The organism is Stenotrophomonas sp. AS1 (genome assembly GCF_048957655.1).
GTDB classification, from domain to species: domain Bacteria; phylum Pseudomonadota; class Gammaproteobacteria; order Xanthomonadales; family Xanthomonadaceae; genus Stenotrophomonas; species Stenotrophomonas bentonitica_A.
Genome location: NZ_JARVXM010000009.1, coordinates 278,855 through 297,877, shown reverse-complemented (window position 1 = coordinate 297,877; position 19,023 = coordinate 278,855). Strand labels below are relative to the sequence as shown.

13 protein-coding genes are annotated in these 19,023 nt (G+C 67.5%); 8 read left to right on the top strand and 5 right to left on the bottom strand.

The window, feature by feature from the left end; all coding sequences use genetic code 11:
• Positions 1-115 precede the first annotated feature (115 nt).
• Together PV764_RS18435 and PV764_RS18430 are read left to right on the top strand one after the other, a co-directional pair.
• A complete protein-coding gene (locus tag PV764_RS18435) occupies positions 116-3,295 on the top strand; it encodes a TonB-dependent receptor (RefSeq protein WP_341987033.1) in 3,180 nt (1,059 codons plus the stop codon).
• Between the two features lie 151 nt (positions 3,296-3,446).
• Positions 3,447-7,265 carry a LamG-like jellyroll fold domain-containing protein gene (locus PV764_RS18430; protein ID WP_421117245.1) on the top strand — a complete coding sequence of 1,273 codons (3,819 nt, stop codon included), beginning with the start codon at positions 3,447-3,449 and terminating at the stop codon, positions 7,263-7,265.
• 27 nt (positions 7,266-7,292) lie between these two features.
• On the opposite strand, the gene PV764_RS18425 is transcribed toward PV764_RS18430, so the two are convergent.
• The 5 genes from PV764_RS18425 to PV764_RS18405 all read right to left on the bottom strand — a co-directional run bounded on the left by PV764_RS18425 (position 7,293) and on the right by PV764_RS18405 (position 12,390).
• A complete protein-coding gene (locus PV764_RS18425; protein ID WP_341987031.1) occupies positions 7,293-8,132 on the bottom strand; it encodes a PhzF family phenazine biosynthesis protein in 840 nt (279 codons plus the stop codon).
• 80 nt (positions 8,133-8,212) lie between these two features.
• Positions 8,213-8,803: a cysteine dioxygenase family protein gene (locus PV764_RS18420; protein ID WP_019184082.1), complete on the bottom strand. Its 591-nt coding sequence runs from the start codon at positions 8,801-8,803 to the stop codon at positions 8,213-8,215.
• Between the two features lie 116 nt (positions 8,804-8,919).
• Entirely contained in the window at positions 8,920-9,783 is an 864-nt protein-coding gene (locus PV764_RS18415; RefSeq protein ID WP_052727457.1) for a rhamnogalacturonan acetylesterase, read from the bottom strand.
• On the bottom strand, positions 9,783-11,405 hold the full coding sequence (locus PV764_RS18410) for a carboxylesterase/lipase family protein (protein ID WP_421117244.1): 1,623 nt from the start codon (positions 11,403-11,405) through the stop codon (positions 9,783-9,785). The genes PV764_RS18415 and PV764_RS18410 overlap by 1 nt, the downstream gene beginning before the upstream one ends.
• The gene (locus tag PV764_RS18405) at positions 11,398-12,390 is read right to left on the bottom strand and encodes an alpha/beta hydrolase (RefSeq protein ID WP_341987030.1); all 993 of its coding nucleotides are present in this window, start codon (positions 12,388-12,390) and stop codon (positions 11,398-11,400) included. The genes PV764_RS18410 and PV764_RS18405 overlap by 8 nt, the downstream gene beginning before the upstream one ends.
• 151 nt (positions 12,391-12,541) lie before the next feature.
• Between PV764_RS18405 and PV764_RS18400 the strand changes: the two genes are divergently transcribed.
• The 6 genes from PV764_RS18400 to PV764_RS18375 are packed head-to-tail and all read left to right on the top strand — an operon-like array spanning position 12,542 to position 18,984.
• A complete protein-coding gene (locus PV764_RS18400) occupies positions 12,542-13,363 on the top strand; it encodes a 2-keto-4-pentenoate hydratase (protein WP_083279831.1) in 822 nt (273 codons plus the stop codon).
• 37 nt (positions 13,364-13,400) lie between these two features.
• A complete protein-coding gene (locus tag PV764_RS18395) occupies positions 13,401-14,405 on the top strand; it encodes a TRAP transporter substrate-binding protein (RefSeq protein WP_026069922.1) in 1,005 nt (334 codons plus the stop codon).
• 12 nt (positions 14,406-14,417) lie between these two features.
• Entirely contained in the window at positions 14,418-14,948 is a 531-nt protein-coding gene (locus tag PV764_RS18390; RefSeq protein WP_019184090.1) for a TRAP transporter small permease, read from the top strand.
• A 3-nt stretch (positions 14,949-14,951) separates the two neighbouring features.
• Positions 14,952-16,235: a TRAP transporter large permease gene (locus tag PV764_RS18385; protein WP_019184091.1), complete on the top strand. Its 1,284-nt coding sequence runs from the start codon at positions 14,952-14,954 to the stop codon at positions 16,233-16,235.
• Positions 16,208-17,365: a pectate lyase gene (gene pelA / locus PV764_RS18380; RefSeq protein ID WP_421117243.1), complete on the top strand. Its 1,158-nt coding sequence runs from the start codon at positions 16,208-16,210 to the stop codon at positions 17,363-17,365. The genes PV764_RS18385 and pelA overlap by 28 nt, the downstream gene beginning before the upstream one ends.
• A gap of 38 nt (positions 17,366-17,403) precedes the next feature.
• The gene (locus PV764_RS18375; protein WP_102788785.1) at positions 17,404-18,984 is read left to right on the top strand and encodes a family 43 glycosylhydrolase; all 1,581 of its coding nucleotides are present in this window, start codon (positions 17,404-17,406) and stop codon (positions 18,982-18,984) included.
• Positions 18,985-19,023: the final 39 nt, after the last annotated feature.

Genomic DNA, 19,023 nt, shown 5'->3' with positions numbered 1-19,023 from the left:
TGACCAGCGGTGTCACCGCGGCAATGCGCGCTGGACGCTCCGGGGGAGGCCGGACGTCATGACTCATCAACATCACGGTCGCATGGCGGCGAACCCTGGGAGGGGCTTACACACGATGGAACGACTCGACACCCGTAAAAAGACACCGGTTACCTTGCTCGCGGTATCGATCGCCTTGGCGCTGCAGGGCGTGGCTGGCATCGCCGCGGCACAGCAGACGCCGGAACAGGCCGCGTCACTCAACGCGGTCGATCTGGACAAGGTGGAGGTCAAGGCGACCTACCGCGAAAGCCTGCAGCAGTCGCTGGATGAAAAGCGCTACAGCGTCGAGCAGGTCGATGCGATCTACGCTGAAGACATCGGCAAGTTCCCGGATCTGAACCTGGCCGAGTCGATGCAGCGCATCGCCGGCGTCTCGATCGACCGTGAAGGCGGCGAAGGCCAGCAGATCTCCGTGCGCGGCCTGGGCTCGGACTTCACCCGCGTGCGCATCAACGGCCTGGAAGCGCTGTCCACCGCAGGCAGCGGCACCACCGGCGTCAACCGCAGCCGCGGCTTCGACTTCAATACCTTCGCCTCGGAGCTGTTCAGCCGGGTCAAGATCAACAAGACCCAGTCGGCGCAGACCGATGAGGGCTCTCTCGGCGCCACTGTCGACCTGCGCGGCTCGCGCCCGTTCGATTTCGAGGGCTTCCAGGCCTCGCTCGGCGGCCAGTACGGCTTCAACGAACTCTCCAGGAACAAGGACCCGCGCATCTCCGGGCTGATCAGCAACACCTGGGCCGACGGCCGGGTCGGCGCGCTGATGTCGGTGGCCTACAGCAAGCGCACCATCTTCGAAGAAGGCTACAACCCGGTCCGCTGGGAGCACGGCAACTACCGCAACTCCAACCAGAGCACCGCGGCCAACAACGGCACCTACGGCTTCTGCAGCCCGGCCGGCTACGACCCGCAGACCCCGCGCAACCCGCTGGCCAATGAAACCGCCGCCGGTGTCGGCAGCGCCGCCAACCAGGCGCGCAGCAACGGCTGGGGCAGCTACGGCATCGATGCGACCCACTGCGGCCCCGGCCTGGATCGCCCGGCCGCGACCGCCGAGAACATCGCCGCCTACGAGACCGCGACCAACGCCTGGATCCCGCGTTACCCGCGTTATATCCGCACCGAACATGAGATCGAGCGCCTGGGTGTCACCGGCGCAGTGCAGTTCAAGGTCAGCGACGACACGCAGTTGAACCTGGACATGCTGTACTCCAAGCTCGACAAGAACGTGCGCGAAGACTCCATCGGCGCCAACCTGCATCGCACCGCGCAGTACGGCGGCAAGACCCAGATCGTGGTCCGCGAAGCGCAGGCCGATGAGCAGAACCGCCTGACCTACGGCGTGTTCGACAACGTCGACTTCCGCACCGAATCCACCGCCATCGAAGAAAGCACCGAGTTCAAGCAGTTCAGCCTGAACCTGGAGCATCGCTTCAACGATGCGGTGCGCCTGGATGCCGTGGTCGGCCACTCCGAGTCGAACTATGAGCGGCCGGTCTTCTCGATGGTCAGCTTCGACAACAGCAACCTGGACGGCTTCGTGCTGGACATGCGCAACGGCAAGGTGCCGGCGATGTCCTTCCCGTTCGATCTCAACGCCGTGGACAACTGGAAGTGGCTCGGCTACGGCAGCACGCCGGTCAACGCCAACGGCACCGCGCGTGGCGGCAACATCAGCGAAGTGCGCTTGAATCCGCAGTACGTCGACAACGCCTTCGACACGGCCAAGGTCGATCTGACCTTCGATATCAGCCCCACCTTCACCCTGCGCGGCGGTCTGGCCTACAAGGACTACGACATGAGCACGCAGGAGTTCCGCAACATCAGTTACGGGCGCCTGTCGCAGGCACTGCCGGCCGGCGTCACCGTGGGTGACCTGAGCGATACGCTGAGCGGCTTCGGCAAGGGCATGGACGGCAACCTGCCCAACAGCTGGCTGGTGCCGGACTTCAACCAGATCGCCAAGCTGCTGGACATCTACTGCAACTGCGACACCGGTACCCTGGGCGGCGACTACCGCCTGGCCAGCGTGGGCCACTTCGGCGCGTCCAACAACAACTTCGACGTCAACGAGAAGAGCTACGGCAGCTACCTGCAGCTCGACTTCAACACCGATCTGCTGGGTCGTGCGTTCCGTGGCAACCTCGGCGTGCGCTATGTGCAGACGCGGATCACCGCCGATGGCTATGCGCCGTGCACCGCGGCCAATGCGACCGATCTGTCTTCGGCCTGCGCGCCGTTCTTCGGCGTGGCCAGCGCCACCGCCGATCCCGGCGAGCGCCTGCAGGTCGCCACCCGGGTCGGCCACAAGTATGACGACTGGCTGCCCTCGCTGAACCTGGCCTGGGACCTGAGCGACACCTTCGTGCTGCGCTTCGGCGCGGCCAAGACCATGGCCCGCCCGACCCTGTCCAACCTGTCGCCCAGCGTCAGCGGGGGACCCACCGCGTACTTCGATGACGACCGCAGCTACTCGATCAACCTGGGCAACCCCAAGCTCGATCCGTTCCGCTCGACCAACTACGACCTGAGCGCGGAGTGGTACTTCGAGGAAGGGGCGCTGCTGTCGGCGGCGCTGTTCTACAAGGACATCGACAGCTACGTGCAGCGCACGCGCCTGCTCACCACCTGGGCGGACATGGGCTACTCGCTGGACCTGCTGCCGACCGGCTTCAGCCCGGACACCGTGTTCAACGTACAAAGCTACTTCAACACCCCGGGCGGCCCGCTCAAGGGCTATGAAGTGTCCTACCAGCAGCCTTTCAGCTTCCTGCCCGGCTTCTGGAAGAACTTCGGCGTGCAGCTGAACTACACGCACGTCGAGTCGAAGATCAAGTACATGTTCAGCTCGGGCACCGGCAGCACGATCGTCACCACCTACACCGAGAACGACCTGCTGAATCTCTCGCCGAACTCCTACAACGCCACCCTGTACTACGACGACGGCCGCTTCAGCGCCCGCGTCTCCACCAGCTACCGCGACGCGTACATCAGCACGATCCTCTCGCAGGAGAACGTGTGGGACCTGGACGGCAACCAGTTCGCCACCGCCGACGTGCAGGGCAAGTACAGCGTGGAGAACGTGGACTTCAACATGTCCTACAAGGTCAACAAGAACCTCTCGCTGACCTTCGAGGCGATCAACCTGCTCGACACCGCCGACGAGCGCTACGTCGATTCAGCGCTGTCGCTGCCGGATCGCTACACCCATACGGGCCGCCAGTACTACCTCGGCCTGCGTTACAAGTTCTGACCGTGCTGCGTCTTCCGCCACAGGTATCGCGTCCGCTTGCATCCTTCTCTCCGGGATGGCGGGCGCGGTGCCGGGGCGGGAGGCCACCTTGAGCGGCTGACCCCCGCTGCTGGTTCCGCTGTACTGTTTCTGCTGTCGAAAGGAAGGTCTCATGCATCGCGTTGTCGCCGCCTCGATCCGCCCCTCCCGCCTGTCCGCCAGCCTGCTGGCGCTGCTGCTTGCGGGCAGTGGCACCGCCTGGGCGCAGACCGCGCCCCAGCTGCTGTTCCACGTGTCGGCCGACCAGGGCCTGCAGGCCGATACCGCCGCGGGCGACCCGGTCCCCAACTTCGTGGACAAGGTGAAGCGGGTTCCCGACGGGGCGCGTGGCAGTGCGATCGAATGGGCCGATGACGGCGTGCTGTCGTGGAATGCCCCCGGCAACATCCAGGCCCAACGCGGTACGCTGGGCTTCTTCTGGCGTTCGCGCTACGCGGTGGGTGAAGCACCGTTCGTGATCTTCCGGGTTGGTTATGCCGACCACAGCAGCTGGGACATGGCCTGGCTGCGCATCGACTGGAACGGCCACGGCTTCGATGCCTTCGTCACCGATGCCAACCTGGCGCGCACCCGCGTGTCGTTCAAGCTCGACCAGAACCCCTCGCCGCAGCAGTGGCAGCACATCGCCTTCGGCTGGGACGAAAACCACGGCGTGCGCCTGTACGTGGACGGCAAAGAGGTTGCCCGCCAGGAGACCACCGCCGACTACGACGCCGCACTCGATCAGCTCGGCCTGGCCGGACGCGTGATGGCGCCCTACCAGGTGCAGAGCCGCTACAACTTCCTGCGTGGCAGCGATTTCGACGAGATCCGCGTCTACGACCGTCTGCTCGATCCGGCCGGCATGGCCGCACTGGCCCGGAATGCTGCCCCGACCACGGCCGTGGCCGCGCCTGACCCGATGCGCGCCTGGCGCCATCGCCATGGGTGGGACGCCACGCCGCCGCCGGCACTGAGTGCCCCGACCACCACGATCCGCAAAATCGAATTCGCCGATACCAAGGACCACAAGCAGTGGATGTGGAAGGCGACCGACGGCATCGCCGAGACCACCTGGCCGGGCGTCTACAACCGCTCGCGGCTGGCCGGGCGGGATGATTACTTCCAGCTGCCGGACTGGAATACCTATGTCGAGGGTGGCCAGCAGCTCGACCTGACCCTGCCGGCCGGTGAAACCGTCAACCGCATCGAAGTGCGCGGTGCAGCGTTTGGCGGGCTCAGCCACAGCGTGGACGGCCAGCCGGCACAGACCCTGTTCCAGCGCCCGCAGGGCGTGGTCCGCAGCGTCAACAGCATTCCAGCCCAGGACGGCGGCGTGCTGCACTTCCGCAATACCGCGCAGGAAACCCCGATCCAGGAAATCTGGGCCTACCAGGTCAGCGACGCCGCCGAGCCGGAGGGCACGGTGAAGCAGCGCTACCTGATCGACAGCCAGGCGCTGCCGGATTACACCAACATCGCCGCACTGCGCGAGTACATCGACGGCCGCTACCCGGCGGCCGAACGCAGCACGGTGATGGCGCTGCCCAAGGGCGCCGGCTCGCGCAAGCGCACGGCCGACACGCTGCCCGCGCAGCCGCTGCCGATCGTGCACGTGCTGATTCCCTCCGGCGTGAGCGACGCGCCGGCCGCGCAGCCGCTGATCCGCAGCTGGGCACACAGCTGGGAGAACATGCATGACGGCCTGGATGGCATCGCCATCGATCTGCCCAAGCTGGATCTGCCGGCCACGCAGGACGGCCTGATCCCGCTCAACATCCGCATCAAGGACCCGATCTGGCCGGCGCGCGACATGATCGACGTGTCGGTCTCGGTCAAGCCGGGCCAGAAGCGCACCCTGTGGCTGGACCTGCGCGATCGCATCCTGACCGCCGACAGCCTGTGGATCTCCATCGCCTCTGCGGCGCCCGGCTTCAACGCGACCTCGCTGGATGGGGCGGAAATCCGCATGGTCTACAAGGACCGCGAGGAGGCGAAGAAGGAACACATCGCCGACCGCTTCAATCAGGTACGCGACAACTGGGGCTTCCTGGTCGAAGAGCACACCACCTCCAAGCGCCAGCGCCTGTATGCGCGCGTCTATGCCGACCTCAGCGATCTGCTGCGCGTCGATCCGGACCACGAACTGGGCCGGCTGTACTGGAACTACATCAGCTACAACAGCCAGGGCAAACCGCCGTTCACCCAGCCCGACGCGCCCAAGGGCGTACCGCTGTGGGCCTTCCGCCAGACCGAAGACCTCAAGTACGTACGCCGCTTCATCGACTGGTGGATCGACAACCGCCAGATCGCCTATGGCGACTTCGGCGGCGGCATCTCCGACGACTCCGACCTGACCCAGCAGTGGCCTGGGCTGGCGCTGATGGGCGTGCAGCCGGACAAGCTCAACGCCTCGCTGACCGCACTGTCCGACGCGGTGTACCGCAATGGCATGTTCAGCAACGGCTTGAGCACCATCGAGACCGACGAGCTGCATGCCTACGAGGAAGGCATCAACACCAACAGCGCGATGCTCTACCTCAACTGGGGCGATCCGCTCACCGTCGAGCGCCTGATGGAAACGGTGAAGGCCTTCGATGAACGCATCATCCTGCCCAATCCGCAGGGGCATCTGCTGTTCTCCAGCAACTGGTTCGGCGGCAACAAGGTCTACCGCGAGCCGAACTGGCAGTGGCAGAAACCGTACTCCTTCCCGGTGCTGCACCCGGCGTTCCTGATCGGGCAGTACAACGCCGACCCGACCGGCCGAAAGCTGGTCACCGGCCTGGCCGACAGCTACCTGGCCCACGCCTACACCGACGACAAGGGGCGCTGGGCGCTGCCGAACGAGATCCACTGGGCGACCGGCAAGACCCGCGGCGGCGAGCTCAACAACGGCTCGGGCAGCGGCGACATCATGCACACCTTCTGGGCGGCATGGCGCTGGACCGGCGATGACAAGTACCTCAAGGCGCTGGACTACCGCGTGGAGCGCGGTGGCCCGGGTGCCTTGTCCAACCTGGGCGAGAACTACGTCGAGGCGCTGGGCCGCGGTGCCGAGTGGAACCCGCGCTTCATCAGCGATGCCGACGGTGGCAACACCGGCTTCTCCAGTCTGATGGCGTGGCAGGCCACCGGCGACAAGAAGTACCTGGAGGCATTGCACGCTGATGGCATCCAGGCCAAGGCCCAGCGCGAGTACATGAACACCGAAGGCCACTGGTGGTCCGACCGTGTCGAGGCGCCGAGCGAGTTCCTGCAGCGCGCGCGGTTGGGCGGTATCGCGCTCAAGCGCAACCAGAGCTGGCCCGGCCACACCGTGAGCTGGCGCTTCGCCCAGCCGGACGCGGCCGAACAGGTGGCGCTGCTGGTGCACGCGCCTTCGCCGGACCGCTTCAAGGTGATCGCCTACAACCTGGGCACGCGCGCGGTGGACGCGGAGATGAGCACCTGGAACGTCACCGCCGGGCAATGGCGGATGACCAGCGGCGTGGACCGCGACGGCGATGACCGGATCGACGGCAAGGCGACCACGCGCGATCTGGCGCTGGAACGCAGTGCCTCGACCACGCTGCGCTTCGCGCCGGGGCAGAGCCAGGTGTTCGAGTTCGAGCTGGTGCAGTCCGGCACGCCGGTCGAGCAGCGTGCCGACCTCGGGATCGGGCGGAGCGATGTCCGCGTGGAGGGCGGCCAGGTGCAGGTGACCGTGCACAGCCTGGGCCACGTCGCGACCAGCGTGGGCGTGGCGGTGCTGGAAGATGCCAAGGGCCGTGAGCTTGCCCGGGTGGAGATTCCCAGCCTGCCCGCGCCGAGCGATCTGGTGCCGAAAACCACCACGATCAGCCTGCCGCTGCCGGCCGGGGATCACCGTGGGCTGCGCGTGCGTGTCATGCAGGCCGATGGCGCCGCCGAGGTGACCCAGCGCAACAACCTGGTGGTGCTGGACCGGTAGTGCCATGCCATGCATGGCAGCGACGGATCACAGCGTGACCTGCCCCTCGATGCAGGTCACGCAGTCCCCGCCGATCCATAGTGCTTCGCCTACGCGTTCTACCCGCAGCCGTCCAGCACGGCCCATCGCGGTGCCCTGGCTGATCACATAGCGCTCCGGCGCCTCGCCGGTGCTCAGCAGCCAGCGCGCGATGCCGGCATTGAGGCTGCCGGTGGCGGGGTCCTCCGGTGCGCCGTCACCGGCAATGAAGGCGCGGCTTTCGTACTGGGCCTCGTCGCCATCGCTGGCCTGCCACGGCCCGAACACGCCGACCTTCAGCCCCTGCAGCTGCGCGTAGTCCGGCTGGATCGCCAGCACCGCGGCGCGGTCACGCAGGCGCAGGGCCAGCCAGCCGGTGCCGTTGTCCGCCCAGCGCGCGTCCACCACGTCCTGCGTTGCCACGCCGAGCCCGCGTCGCACCTGTTCGCGCAGGTCCGGCGCCAATGCGTCGCCCCGCAGCAGCGGCGGCGCCAGGAACGCCAGGCCCGCCGCGCTGCGGCGGATCCGCACCAGGCCGATGCCGCACTCCTGCACGATCTCTTCGCCCTTGGGCACGCCGCCATGGGCCAGCCAGGCATGACAGCTGCCCAGGGTGGGATGCCCGGCGAACGGGAGTTCTTCCAGCGTGGTGAAGATGCGCACGCGATAGTCTGCCTGCGGATCGGTAGGCGGCAGCAGGAAGGTGGTCTCGCTCAGGTTGGTCCAGTGCGCGAACGCGGCCATGCGCGCCGCGTCGATGCCTTGGGCGTCCAGAACCACGGCAAGCGGATTGCCCCGCAGGGGATCCTGGCTGAACACATTGACCTGTTGGAACGGCAGCGTAGGCATGGCGGAACGTCGGTAACCGGGTGCAACGCGCATGATGCGCGCCACCGCGGCGTCGGGTCGAGCGGTGCGCCCGTCGCGCCCTAGGCCGCGTCGGTTTCCATCACCTGCACGCGGCGCTGGTACCAGCCATCGGCCTCGGGTTCGAAGATGGCACTACGGGTCATCTCGCCCTGGTAGACGTGCACCGAGATCGCCAGCTCCGCATCGCTGGTATTGCGGATGGTGTGGTACTCGTGCGGCGGGATCAGGCTGCCGGCGCTGCCACAGTCGCCCACCACGGCCGCTTCGGGGCGGAAGCGGAACCGCTCGCCATCACGCTCCAGCAGCTGGTACTGGGTGATTTCCAGCTGGCCCAGCCACACGCCCTCCACGCACCACAGCCCGCTGTGGTCATGCAGCGGCGTGCCCTGCCCCGGCCCCCAGCTCATCGCCACGATGCTGTAGCCGTGCACGGGGCTGCGGTACAGCTCGCGGCGCGCGTAGTGGTCCTGGATGGGGCGATGCACGCAGGCCGGCAGCTGGATGCGGCTGTCGGCGATCGCCTCACGCAACGCCGAGCGCAGCGTGGTGGCGATCTGGTGCGCGTGCTCGTGCTGCACCGCATGGTCGACCGCGGCGATCAATCGATCGCGGCCATGGAACGGCGGAAACGGGTTGCATTGGTCTTGCATGCCCCGAGTCTAGGCGATCCGGGTGAACAACGTGTTTGACCTGGATCACATCCGTTTGCCCCACGATCTCCGACATACCCCGCCATTCGAAAGAAATCGTCGGACTTGCCTATTGATCAGGGAATCAGCAGCGTCCGCAACGAGGGAACCTGACGGGCAAGTTCCTCGGTGACCAGTGTGGCGAACAGCGCCGCGCCGTCCGGGCCCAGATGGGTGTAATCAAAGGCGACCTTGGCCTGCCCCATGGGCTCGGTGGCGGCGTTGTTCTGCGCGACGGGTGCGCCAGCGACGGGCGCTGCACCCACGGTCGTACCGCCCAGCGCCGCACTCACCTGCGCAGACGTGGCGGCCGCCTGTGCCAGCGGCATCGAGGCTACCGGCCCAAGCGCCTGCACCACCGCGCGGCTGCGTGCGTGGAGGTCGACCAGCGGCACCTCCAGTTCCCGCGCAACAGTGCGCACGGCCTCGGCCCACGGGGCCAGATCATCGATCAGCACGCCGTCGGCGAACTGGCGGCGGGTCAACGGGGTCAGCAGCACCGGCTGTGCACCGGCGGCGCGGACCTCGCGCACGTAGCGGCGCAGATTGTCCGGGAACTCGCGCTGCAGATCGGTGGAGCGGCCCGGCTTGCCTGGCTGGTCGTTGTGGCCGAACTGGATCAGTACCCAGGTCTGCGCATAGCCCGGCATGCGCATCTCCGCCTCGGCCAGCGCCCACGAGCCTTCGGCACGGTAGTTGTAGGTGCTGCGGCCGCCGCGGGCGAGGTTGGTGCAGGTCAGGAACGAGGTCACGTGCCGTGCGCAGAACGCCGGCCCCCAGCCGCCCTGCACGGCCGTGGTGGAATCGCCGACCAGCACGATCTTGCTGGCGCGGATCGGGGTCGGTGCCGGGCGGTCCATCACCGCCGGATCCACGGCGGCCTGCGCCGCGCTCATCAGGGCGAACAGTGCGCTGCCGAGCAGCCAGGACGTACACCGCATCAGAATGTGCCTCGTTGGATGAAGGGTGCCTGCTGATAGAGACGACGCTCGCCACCGCGCGGGTCGTCGGCCTGCTGTGAGGTGGCATCGAACAGCATCGTTTCGCGGCGGTTGATCGAATAGGTCTGCCAGCGTGGCAGTCCGCCATGATTCGGATCGCCATTGCGGGCGAAGGCGATCAAGGCCTCGCTCATCGTGGCCGCCACGCGGCTGGCTTCCTCGCCGTTGCCGGTGCGCGAACCGGGGCGGTCGATGTTGTCGAACACCAGCGGGATATCCAGGGTGTGGAACGCACCGAACCTGCCGCCGTCCAGCGGCGAGCCCCAATCGAGTTGATAAGCCCAGGTGGGTGCGCCCTGGCGTGCACGCGCTTCCAGTTCCTCCACCGCACCGCGCCATGAACGACCGGCGGTGGTGGCGGCGAAGAACACCTCCGAAGGCGTGTAGTGCGGATACAGGCGGCGGTACTCGGCGATCACCACCGAGGGCAGCAGGTCCACGTACTGCTCTTTTTCCAGCTTGGCCGGCAGCGTCTCCCAGGTCAGGGCGAAGTTGGCCGGGTCGTTGCCGAGGAAGGCGCGGGTTTCATCGTGGGTGTTGCCGATCACCATCGGGATTCCGGCGGACTGTGCCGGCGCCTCCGGCCAGAACGGATGCACCGGCAGCGAGCGACCGTCCAGCACGGGGCCCACGTACAGGCTGCTGTTCTCCACGCGCGAGGGATCGCGTGCACGGGTGGCGGCCAGCAGCGCTTCCATCGGCATCGTGCGCAGCGCCTCGGCATCGGCCGCCCCCACGGCCTGCATCGCGATCTGCGCGCGCTGGGTGGCCGCACGCGGGCCGGCAGCGGTGACCTGCTGCCCGCTCATCGTCCACGCGCGCTGGAACAGGCCGCGTGCGGCCGGCATCGCCATCAGCGTGGCGATCTTCGCCCCGCCACCGGATTGGCCGACCACGGTGATGTTGCCCGCATCGCCACCGAACTCCGGCGCGTGCTGGCGTACCCACTGCAGCGCCTGGACCAGATCGAGCTGGCCGACATTGCCCGAATCGGCGAAGCGCGCATCGCCCAGCTGCGCCAGGTACAGGTAACCGAACACGTTGAGCCGATGGTTGACCGTGACCACGACCACGTCGCCACGCCGGCACAACGCGCTGCCGTCATACAGCGGGTCGCTGCCCGAGCCGTTGTTGTAGGCACCGCCATGGATATAGAACACGATCGGCCGCTTGCCGCCGTCGCGCAGCGCCGGGGTCCACACGTTGAGGTAGAGGCAGTCCTCGCTGCCCGGCCCTTCGTTACCGCCCTGCGGCGCGGCATTGCCGTACGCCAGTGCATCACGCACGCCACGCCAGGCCGATTCCTGCACGGCCGGCTGGAAGCGTCGTGGCGCGGTATCGGCGCCGTAGGGAATGCCGCGGAACACATTCACGCCCTGCTCGAGCTGCCCGCGCAGGCGCCCGCTGCGTACACGCGCCAGCGGCGCGGCATCGTGGCGCGGGCCGGGCACCCCGGCAAAGGCCGGCAACAGCGGCAGGCTGGTAGCACCGAGCATGAGTGCGTAGCGCGCACTGTCGCGCAGGAAACGACGCCGTTGAAGATCGGCGGGGGTATCAGTCATGGCGCGCGGGCTCCGTGTGGCGCGAGGGGATCCAGCGCAGGGCCAGCTCGGGCCACTGCGCGGCGGTCAAACCGGCCGGGATGCGCACGCCGAAGCCGTGGCCGCCGAACGGGAACAGATGCATTTCGGTGGCGACGCCGGCGCGCCGCAGCGCCTGGTAATACACCAGGCTGTTGTCGACCGAGACCACTTTGTCGTCCTGCGCATGCACCAGGAAGGTCGGCGGCGTATCGGTGCGGACCTGCTCCTGCATCGAGAACCGCGCCTGCAGCGCGGCATCGGGGTGCGGGCCAAGCAGGCGCGCACGCGAGCCGGTATGCGCGTGCGCGCCCATGTCGATCACCGGGTAGATCAGCAAAGCGACATCCGGGCGTGCGCTGAGTGCATCGATGGCATCGCGATGGGGATAGACCGGTGCATCGAAGCCATTGCTCAGCCGTGCCGCGACGTGGCCGCCGGCCGAAAACCCCATTACCCCGACGCGCTGCGGATCGATCTGCCAGCGCGTGGCATCGGCGCGGATCACCCGCATCGCACGCTGCGCATCGGCCAGGGCGGCCTGGCGATCACTGCGGCCGGCGGGCAGCCGGTAGCGCAGCACGAACAGGGTCACCCCGCCCTGCTCGACGAAGGCCGGCACCAGGGCAGTGCCTTCCTTGTCGAGCACGATGCGCTGGTAGCCGCCGCCGGGCACCACCAGCAGCGCGCTGCCGTTCGGGCGTGGTGGCCGGTACACCACCAGGTAGGGCGCACTGACGTTGTCGATGTAGCGATCCGGCAGGGCGGGATCATGGCTGCGCTCCACCACGTTGGGCACGCTGGCCGGGCCGGCTTCGCCCGGCACCTCGCCCGCCGGCCACAACGCGATCCGGTCCGCCGCGCCAGCGGCCGGCTCGGTGTCCGGCACGGCATGCTCGGCCGCGTGCACCAGGCCGCAGGCCAGCAGCAGGAAAGGCAACAATGACAACACTAGGGGGCGGCGCATCGGCGGACGTCCTTCCGGCAGGGGAACAGGCATCGTGCCTGACCGGCAGCCGTTCTGATGCGCTGCACATTGCCAATGACACCGGTTTACCATATACAGCACATCCAACCGCTGTCGATTGGCAGTGCAACAATTTTTCCGGGAGACCCGCTTGAGCAACGACCACGGCAAACAGGACCTGCCCGACCAGGGGTTGGGCGAGATCGCCCGGCACTTCGTCAGCGCCCGCCAACACGGCCAATCCCTGCCGGATTTCCCGGGCACCATCCCGGAAGACCTCGTCACCGCCTATCAGGTACAGGACCAGGCCATCGCGCTGTGGGACGACCAGGTGGTCGGCTGGAAGGTGGGCTACATCGCCGCCGAGCGCCGCGATGTCTCCGGCGACGATCGGCTGCTGGGCCCGATCTTCTCGCGTCAACTCTGGAATGCTACCGGTGGAACAGTAGAGATTCCGGTGTTCGTCGGGGGCTTCGGCGCGGTCGAGGCCGAGTACGTGATCCAGCTGCAGGAAGACGCCCCGGCGGACAAGCTGCAGTGGACTCCGGAAGAAGCCGAGGCCCTGGCCGCCAAGCTCTTCATCGGCGTTGAAGTGGCCAGCAGCCCGCTGGCGACCATCAACAAGCTCGGCCCGCGCGTGGTGGTGTCGGACTTCGGCAACAACAATGGCCTGGTGCTGGGCCCGGAAATCCCGGACTGGACCCGCCTGGACGATGCCGACCTGCGTGCGGAAACCCGCATCGAGGGCGAGGTCGTCGGCACCGGTGGCGCGACCCTGCTGCCCGGTGGCCTGCGTACCGCCTATGCCTTCGCCCTGGGCCGCTCGGCGCAGCGTGGGCGGCCGTTGAAGGCCGGCGACCTGATCGCCAGTGGCAACGCTACCGGCATCCACGATATCGCCGTGGGCCAGCAAGCATTGATCCGTTTCGTCGGCTACGGCGACATTACCTGCAAGGCCATCGCCGCCGGTTGACCGCGCGGACATGGCGAGCACGCTTGGGAGGGCGCAGATGTTCACTCGCAGAAGTTTCCTGGCCACCAGTCTGGGCGCGCTTGCCGCGCCCGCGCTGACGGCTTGTTCGCGGTCGTCCAACGCCGCACCGGCTGGTGCGCAGTTGCTGACCGCCACCGACGTCCACGTCGCCGACTATCCCACCGTCACGGCGGTGAAATGGATCGGGAAGACGCTGGAAGAAAAAACCGGCGGCCGGCTGCGCCTGCGCCAGTACCACTCCGGCCAGCTCGGCCGCGAGTCCGAGGCGATCGACATGGCCCGCTTCGGCGCCATCGACATCACCCGCGTCTACTCCGGCGCGCTCAACAACGCATTTCCGCTGACCCAGGGCCTGTGCCTGCCGTACGTGTTCGAGTCGGTGGCGCACATGCGCCGCGCCCTCGATGGTGGCGTTGCCGATACGGTCCTGCAGGGCTTTGAAACCCGCGATCTGGTCGGCCTGGCCATCTACGACTCCGGCGCGCGCTGCTTCTACAACACCAAGCATCCGATCGTGGAACCCAAGGACCTGCATGGCCTGAAGCTGCGCGTGGCGTCTTCGGACATCTTCATCCAGTTGATGCGCCTGCTCGGTGCCAACCCCACCCCGATGTCGCTGGGCGATACGTTCTCGGGCATGGAAACGCACATGATCGACGGTGCGGAAAACAACATGCGCAGCTTCCACTCCAGCCGCCACTTCGAGGCCGCGCACTACTGGTCGCAGAGCGATCATTCCTACGCGCCGGACGTGCTGCTGATGTCGCGCCAGAGCTTCGATGCGCTGAGCCCGGCCGACCGCACCCTGGTGATCGAGACCGCACGCGAGTCGGTGCAGGTGATGCGCGAGCAGTGGGATGCCTCGGAAAACACCGCCCGCCAGGCCGTGGCCGACTTCGGCATCAAGTTCAACGAGGTCGACATGCCGGCCTTCCGCAAGGCCGCCGACCCGCTGCTGCAGCGTTACCTGCAGCAGCCGGAGCTGGCCGCCCTCACCCGTCGCATCCGCGACTTCGCCTGAGGCCCCGACGCGATGTCCGACTCGACTTCCGAAACCGTCATCACCCCGACCGCGCCGCAGCGCCTGCTCAACGTCATCGCCGATGTGGCGATCTACATTGCCGTCATCGCCCTGCTGGGCCTGGTGGTGGTGCAGGGCTGGCAGGTGTTCGCCCGCTATGTGATCAATGATTCGCCCAGCTGGACCGAGCCGGTCACGCTGCTGCTGCTCGCCACCGCGATGAGCCTGGGCGCGGCCACCGGCGTGCATACCCGCCGCCATTTCGGCTTCTTCCTGCTCGCCGCGCACATGGGCCCGGGCCTGCGCCGCGCGGTCGATGTGTTCGCCGCGCTGGTGGTGGCCGTGCTGGGCGTGGTCATCGCCTGGTGGGCGGCCGTGCTGCTGATGGACGGCCTGGACATCAAGGCCGCCGGCGCCAACCTGCCGCAGAGCATCAACTACCTGCCCCTGTCGATCGGTGGCGCCTTGATGGCGATCTTCGCCGTGAACCAGATGGCGCTGGCTGTACGGCCGGCCGATGCCGTTGCCGAGGGAGATCGCTGAGTCATGGGTATCACCATTCTTTTCACCGTGTTCGCGGTGCTGTTGCTGCTCGGTGTGCCGGTCGCGTTCGCGCTCGCCGCCGCCGCCCTGGCTACCTTGTGGTACCTGGATCTGCCGACGCTGGTGCTGGTCCAGCAGATCTCGGCCGGTACCGGCTCGGCCTCGCTGATCGCCATTCCATTGTTCATCTTCGCCGGCGAAATCATGATGCGCGGCGGCATCTCCGAGCGCCTGATCTCACTGGCGTCTTCGCTGGTCGGGCGCATGCGCGGCGGCCTGGGCCAGGTGTCGATCCTGTCCTCGCTGTTCTTCGGCGGTGTATCCGGTTCGGCCATCGCCGATGTCTCGGCGGTCGGCGGCACGATGATTCCGCAGATGGTCAAGCGCGGCTATGACCGTGACTTCGCGGTCAACGTCAGCATCACCGCCGCGCTGGTCGCGCTGCTGGTGCCGCCCTCGCACAACCTGATCCTGTTCTCGGCCGCGGCCGGGGGGGGCCTGTCGATCGCCGATCTGTTCGCGGCCGGCATCGTGCCGGCGCTGCTGATGACCGTCGCCCTGATGATCACCGGCTACGTGGTCGCGCGCCGTCGCGGCTATGGTGTGGAGATCTTCCCGGGCTGGCGCGCGGTGCTGCTGCGGCTGGTCTCGGCCCTGCCCGGCCTGGGCCTGGTCGCGCTGATCTTCATCGGTATCCGCGCCGGCATCTTCACCGCGGTGGAAAGCGCGGCGATCGCCGTGGTCTACGCCCTGCTGGTGACCACGGTGCTGTATCGCCAGCTGGACTGGCGCGAGTTCCTCGGCACGGTCACCCATGCCGCGCGCAGTACCGGCGTGATCCTGTTCGTGATCGCGACCGCGGCGGTGTTCGGCTGGCTGCTGGCCTATCTGGAAGTGCCGTCGGCGGCGGTCAATTTCCTGCAGTCGTTCGCGCACAGCCAGTTCATGGTGCTGTTGATGATCGTGATCATGCTGTTGCTGCTGGGCACCTTCATGGACCTGGCGCCGATGATCCTGATCTGCACGCCGATCTTCCTGCCGGTGGCCAAGGCCTACGGCATCGATCCGATCCACTTCGGCCTGGTGCTGGTGCTGACCGGTGGCCTTGGCCTGGTGACGCCGCCGGTGGGCTCGGTGCTGTTCATCGGTACCGCGATCGGCAAGATCAGCGTGGGTGAGAGCATGCGCTCGATCTGGCCGTTCTGGTTCGCTGCCCTCGGCGTGCTGCTGATCGTCACCTTCTTCCCGGAAATGTCGCTGTGGCTGCCCGCCCTGCTGCGCGCGTAAGCGTGCGGCGGCTGGCTGCCCTGCTGTGGATCGCCCTGCCCTGCGCCGCCATGGCGCAGGGCCAGGACATCGCGCTGCGCGGCTTCCAGGACGGCATCAACCATTGGCAGAGCGGCCACGGCACGGACTACCCGCGCTATCGGCCCGATCAGTACCGGCAGATCGCCGACAACCTGGTCGCGCTGCAGCGGCGCGGTGGTGGCTGGGCGGTCAACCAGGATCCCCAGCGGATCCTCGACGAGGCCGCCAGGGCCCAGGCATCGGCCGACCAGGCCACGCCCGGCGGCAGCTTCGACAACCGCAACATCTACACCCAGGTCAGCTACCTGGCCGAGGCCTTCGCGCGCAGCGGGGAGGCCCGCTATCGCGATGCGGCCGTGCGCGGCCTGGACTTCATCCTCGCCGAGCAGATTCCAACGTGTGGCGGCTGGCCGCACTCGGTGCCGTCGCGCACCTCCTACCATGGCCATATCACCTTCGCTGACGACGTCACCAGCGGTGTGCTGACCACGCTGCGGCGGGTGCAGCGCGAGCCGGTGTTCGGCTTCATCACGGCCGATCAGCGTGCCCGCGTGGACGCGGCCGTGACCGCCGGCGATGCCTGCCTGCTGCGCCTGCAGGTGCGCCAGGACGGCGTGCCGACGATCTGGGCCGGCCAGTACGACCGCACCACCCTGCAGCCCGCGCAGGGCCGGAAGTTCGAACTGCCGGCGCTGGTCACCGACGAGAGTGTCGGCGTGGTCCGCTACCTGATGTCGATCCCGGATCCATCGCCGGAGGTGGTCGCCTCGGTCAACGCCGCCATGGCGTGGTTCCAGGCGCACGCGCTGACCGGCTGGCGGCTGGAGACCTTCCAGACCACGCCGGAACAGTTCCAGTTCCATCGCACCACGGTGGATCGCCGCCTGGTCGCCGATACGGATGCCCCACTGCTGTGGGGGCGCTTCCATGACCTGCGCGACAGTTCGGTGGTGCTGGCCAACCGGGAGGGCGAACGCGTGGCCACCTTCGATCAGATTCCGCGCGAGCGCCGCACCGGCTACCACTGGTACGGCACCTGGCCGAAGGCCCTGATCACCACCGAGTACCCACGCTGGCAACAGCGTCTTGCCGGGCCCGGGGCGCGCTGAGCGCGGCCGGCCCACGATACGTTCAAGGGAGAGAGACGATGCACTTGAGGAAGACCCTGGCGAGCTTCGCCACCGCCTGCCTGCTGCTGGCCGGCGCCGGACACGCCGCCGAGCCGGCCACCGCCTGGAAGCGCGGGATCGAGAACCAGCGCCAGGCCGACCTGGGCAACGGTACCTTCCTCAACCCGGTGTTCGCCGGCGACCGTCCGGACCCGTCCGTGCTCAAGGATGGCGACGACTATTACCTCACCCTGTCCTCGTTCGATGCCTACCCCGGCCTGCCGATCTGGCACTCGCGCGACCTGGTCAACTGGCAGCCGCTGGGCCATGCGATCACCAGGAACGTGGGGGCGATCTGGGCCCCGGATATCGTCAAGCACGGCAGCCGCTACTACATCTACTTCCCCGCCCGCACCGGGGAGACCCGCAGCAACTTCGTGGTCTGGGCCGACAACATCAAGGGCCCGTGGAGCGAGCCGATCGACATCGGCCTGGGCAGCTACATCGATCCCGGCCATGCGGTAGGCGAAGACGGCAAGCGCTACCTGTTCCTCAGCGGCGGCGACTATGTGCAGCTGGCCGACGACGGCCTGAGCGTGGTCGGCACGCCGAAGCACGTCTACGACGGCTGGAAGTACCCGGAAAGCTGGGACGTGGAGGCCTATGCGCAGGAAGGCCCGAAGATCAATTTCCGCGATGGCTGGTACTACATGACCACCGCCGTGGGCGGCACCGCTGGCCCGCCCACCGGCCACATGGTGATCACCGCGCGCTCGCGCTCGATCCACGGCCCGTGGGTGAACGCGCCGAACAACCCGATCATGCGCACCCAGTCGGCCGCCGAGCCGTGGTGGTCGCGCGGCCACGCCACGGTGATCGAAGGCACCGACGGGCGCTGGTGGATGATGTATCACGGCTACGAGAACGGGTACTGGACGCTGGGCCGCCAGGCCCTGCTGGAGCCGATCGAATGGACCGCCGATGGCTGGTTCGTGGCCAAGGGCGGCGACCTCGGCCAGCCGCTGGCCATGCCTTCGGGCACATCGGTCGGCCAGCACGGCATGGCGTTGTCCGATGACTTCCGCGGCAAGACCCTCGGCGCACAGTGGTCGTTCTTCAACCCGGCCCAGGACGAGTACAAGCGCCTGGGCTTCACCGGCAAGGGCATGGTGCTGCAGGGCAAGGGCAGCACCCCGCGCGACAGCTCGCCGCTGACCGCCATCGCCGGCGACAAGGCCTACCAGTTCGAGGTGGAGATGGAGATTGCCCCGGGCGCAGTGGGCGGTGCCCTGCTCTTCTACAGCGACCGCCTGTACGTGGGCGTGGGCAGCAACGGCGAGAAGTTCATCATGCACCGCTACGGCGAGGAGCGCCCCACCCGGCTGGCCCCCAGCGCCACCGGTGGCACGCTGTGGCTGCGGGTGACCAACAACCGCCACATCGTGACCATCCACTCCAGCACCGATGGCAAAACCTGGCAGAAGTACCCGGTTCAGATGGAAGTCTCCGGCTACCATCACAATGTGGCGGGCAAGTTCCTGGCCCTGAAGCCGGCGATCTATGCTGCCGGTGACGGCAAGGTCCAGTTCCGGAACTTCCGCTACCGCGCCCTTGATTGAGCTCCCCGCTAGAATCCCCTGACTCATCCCCGGTTTGAA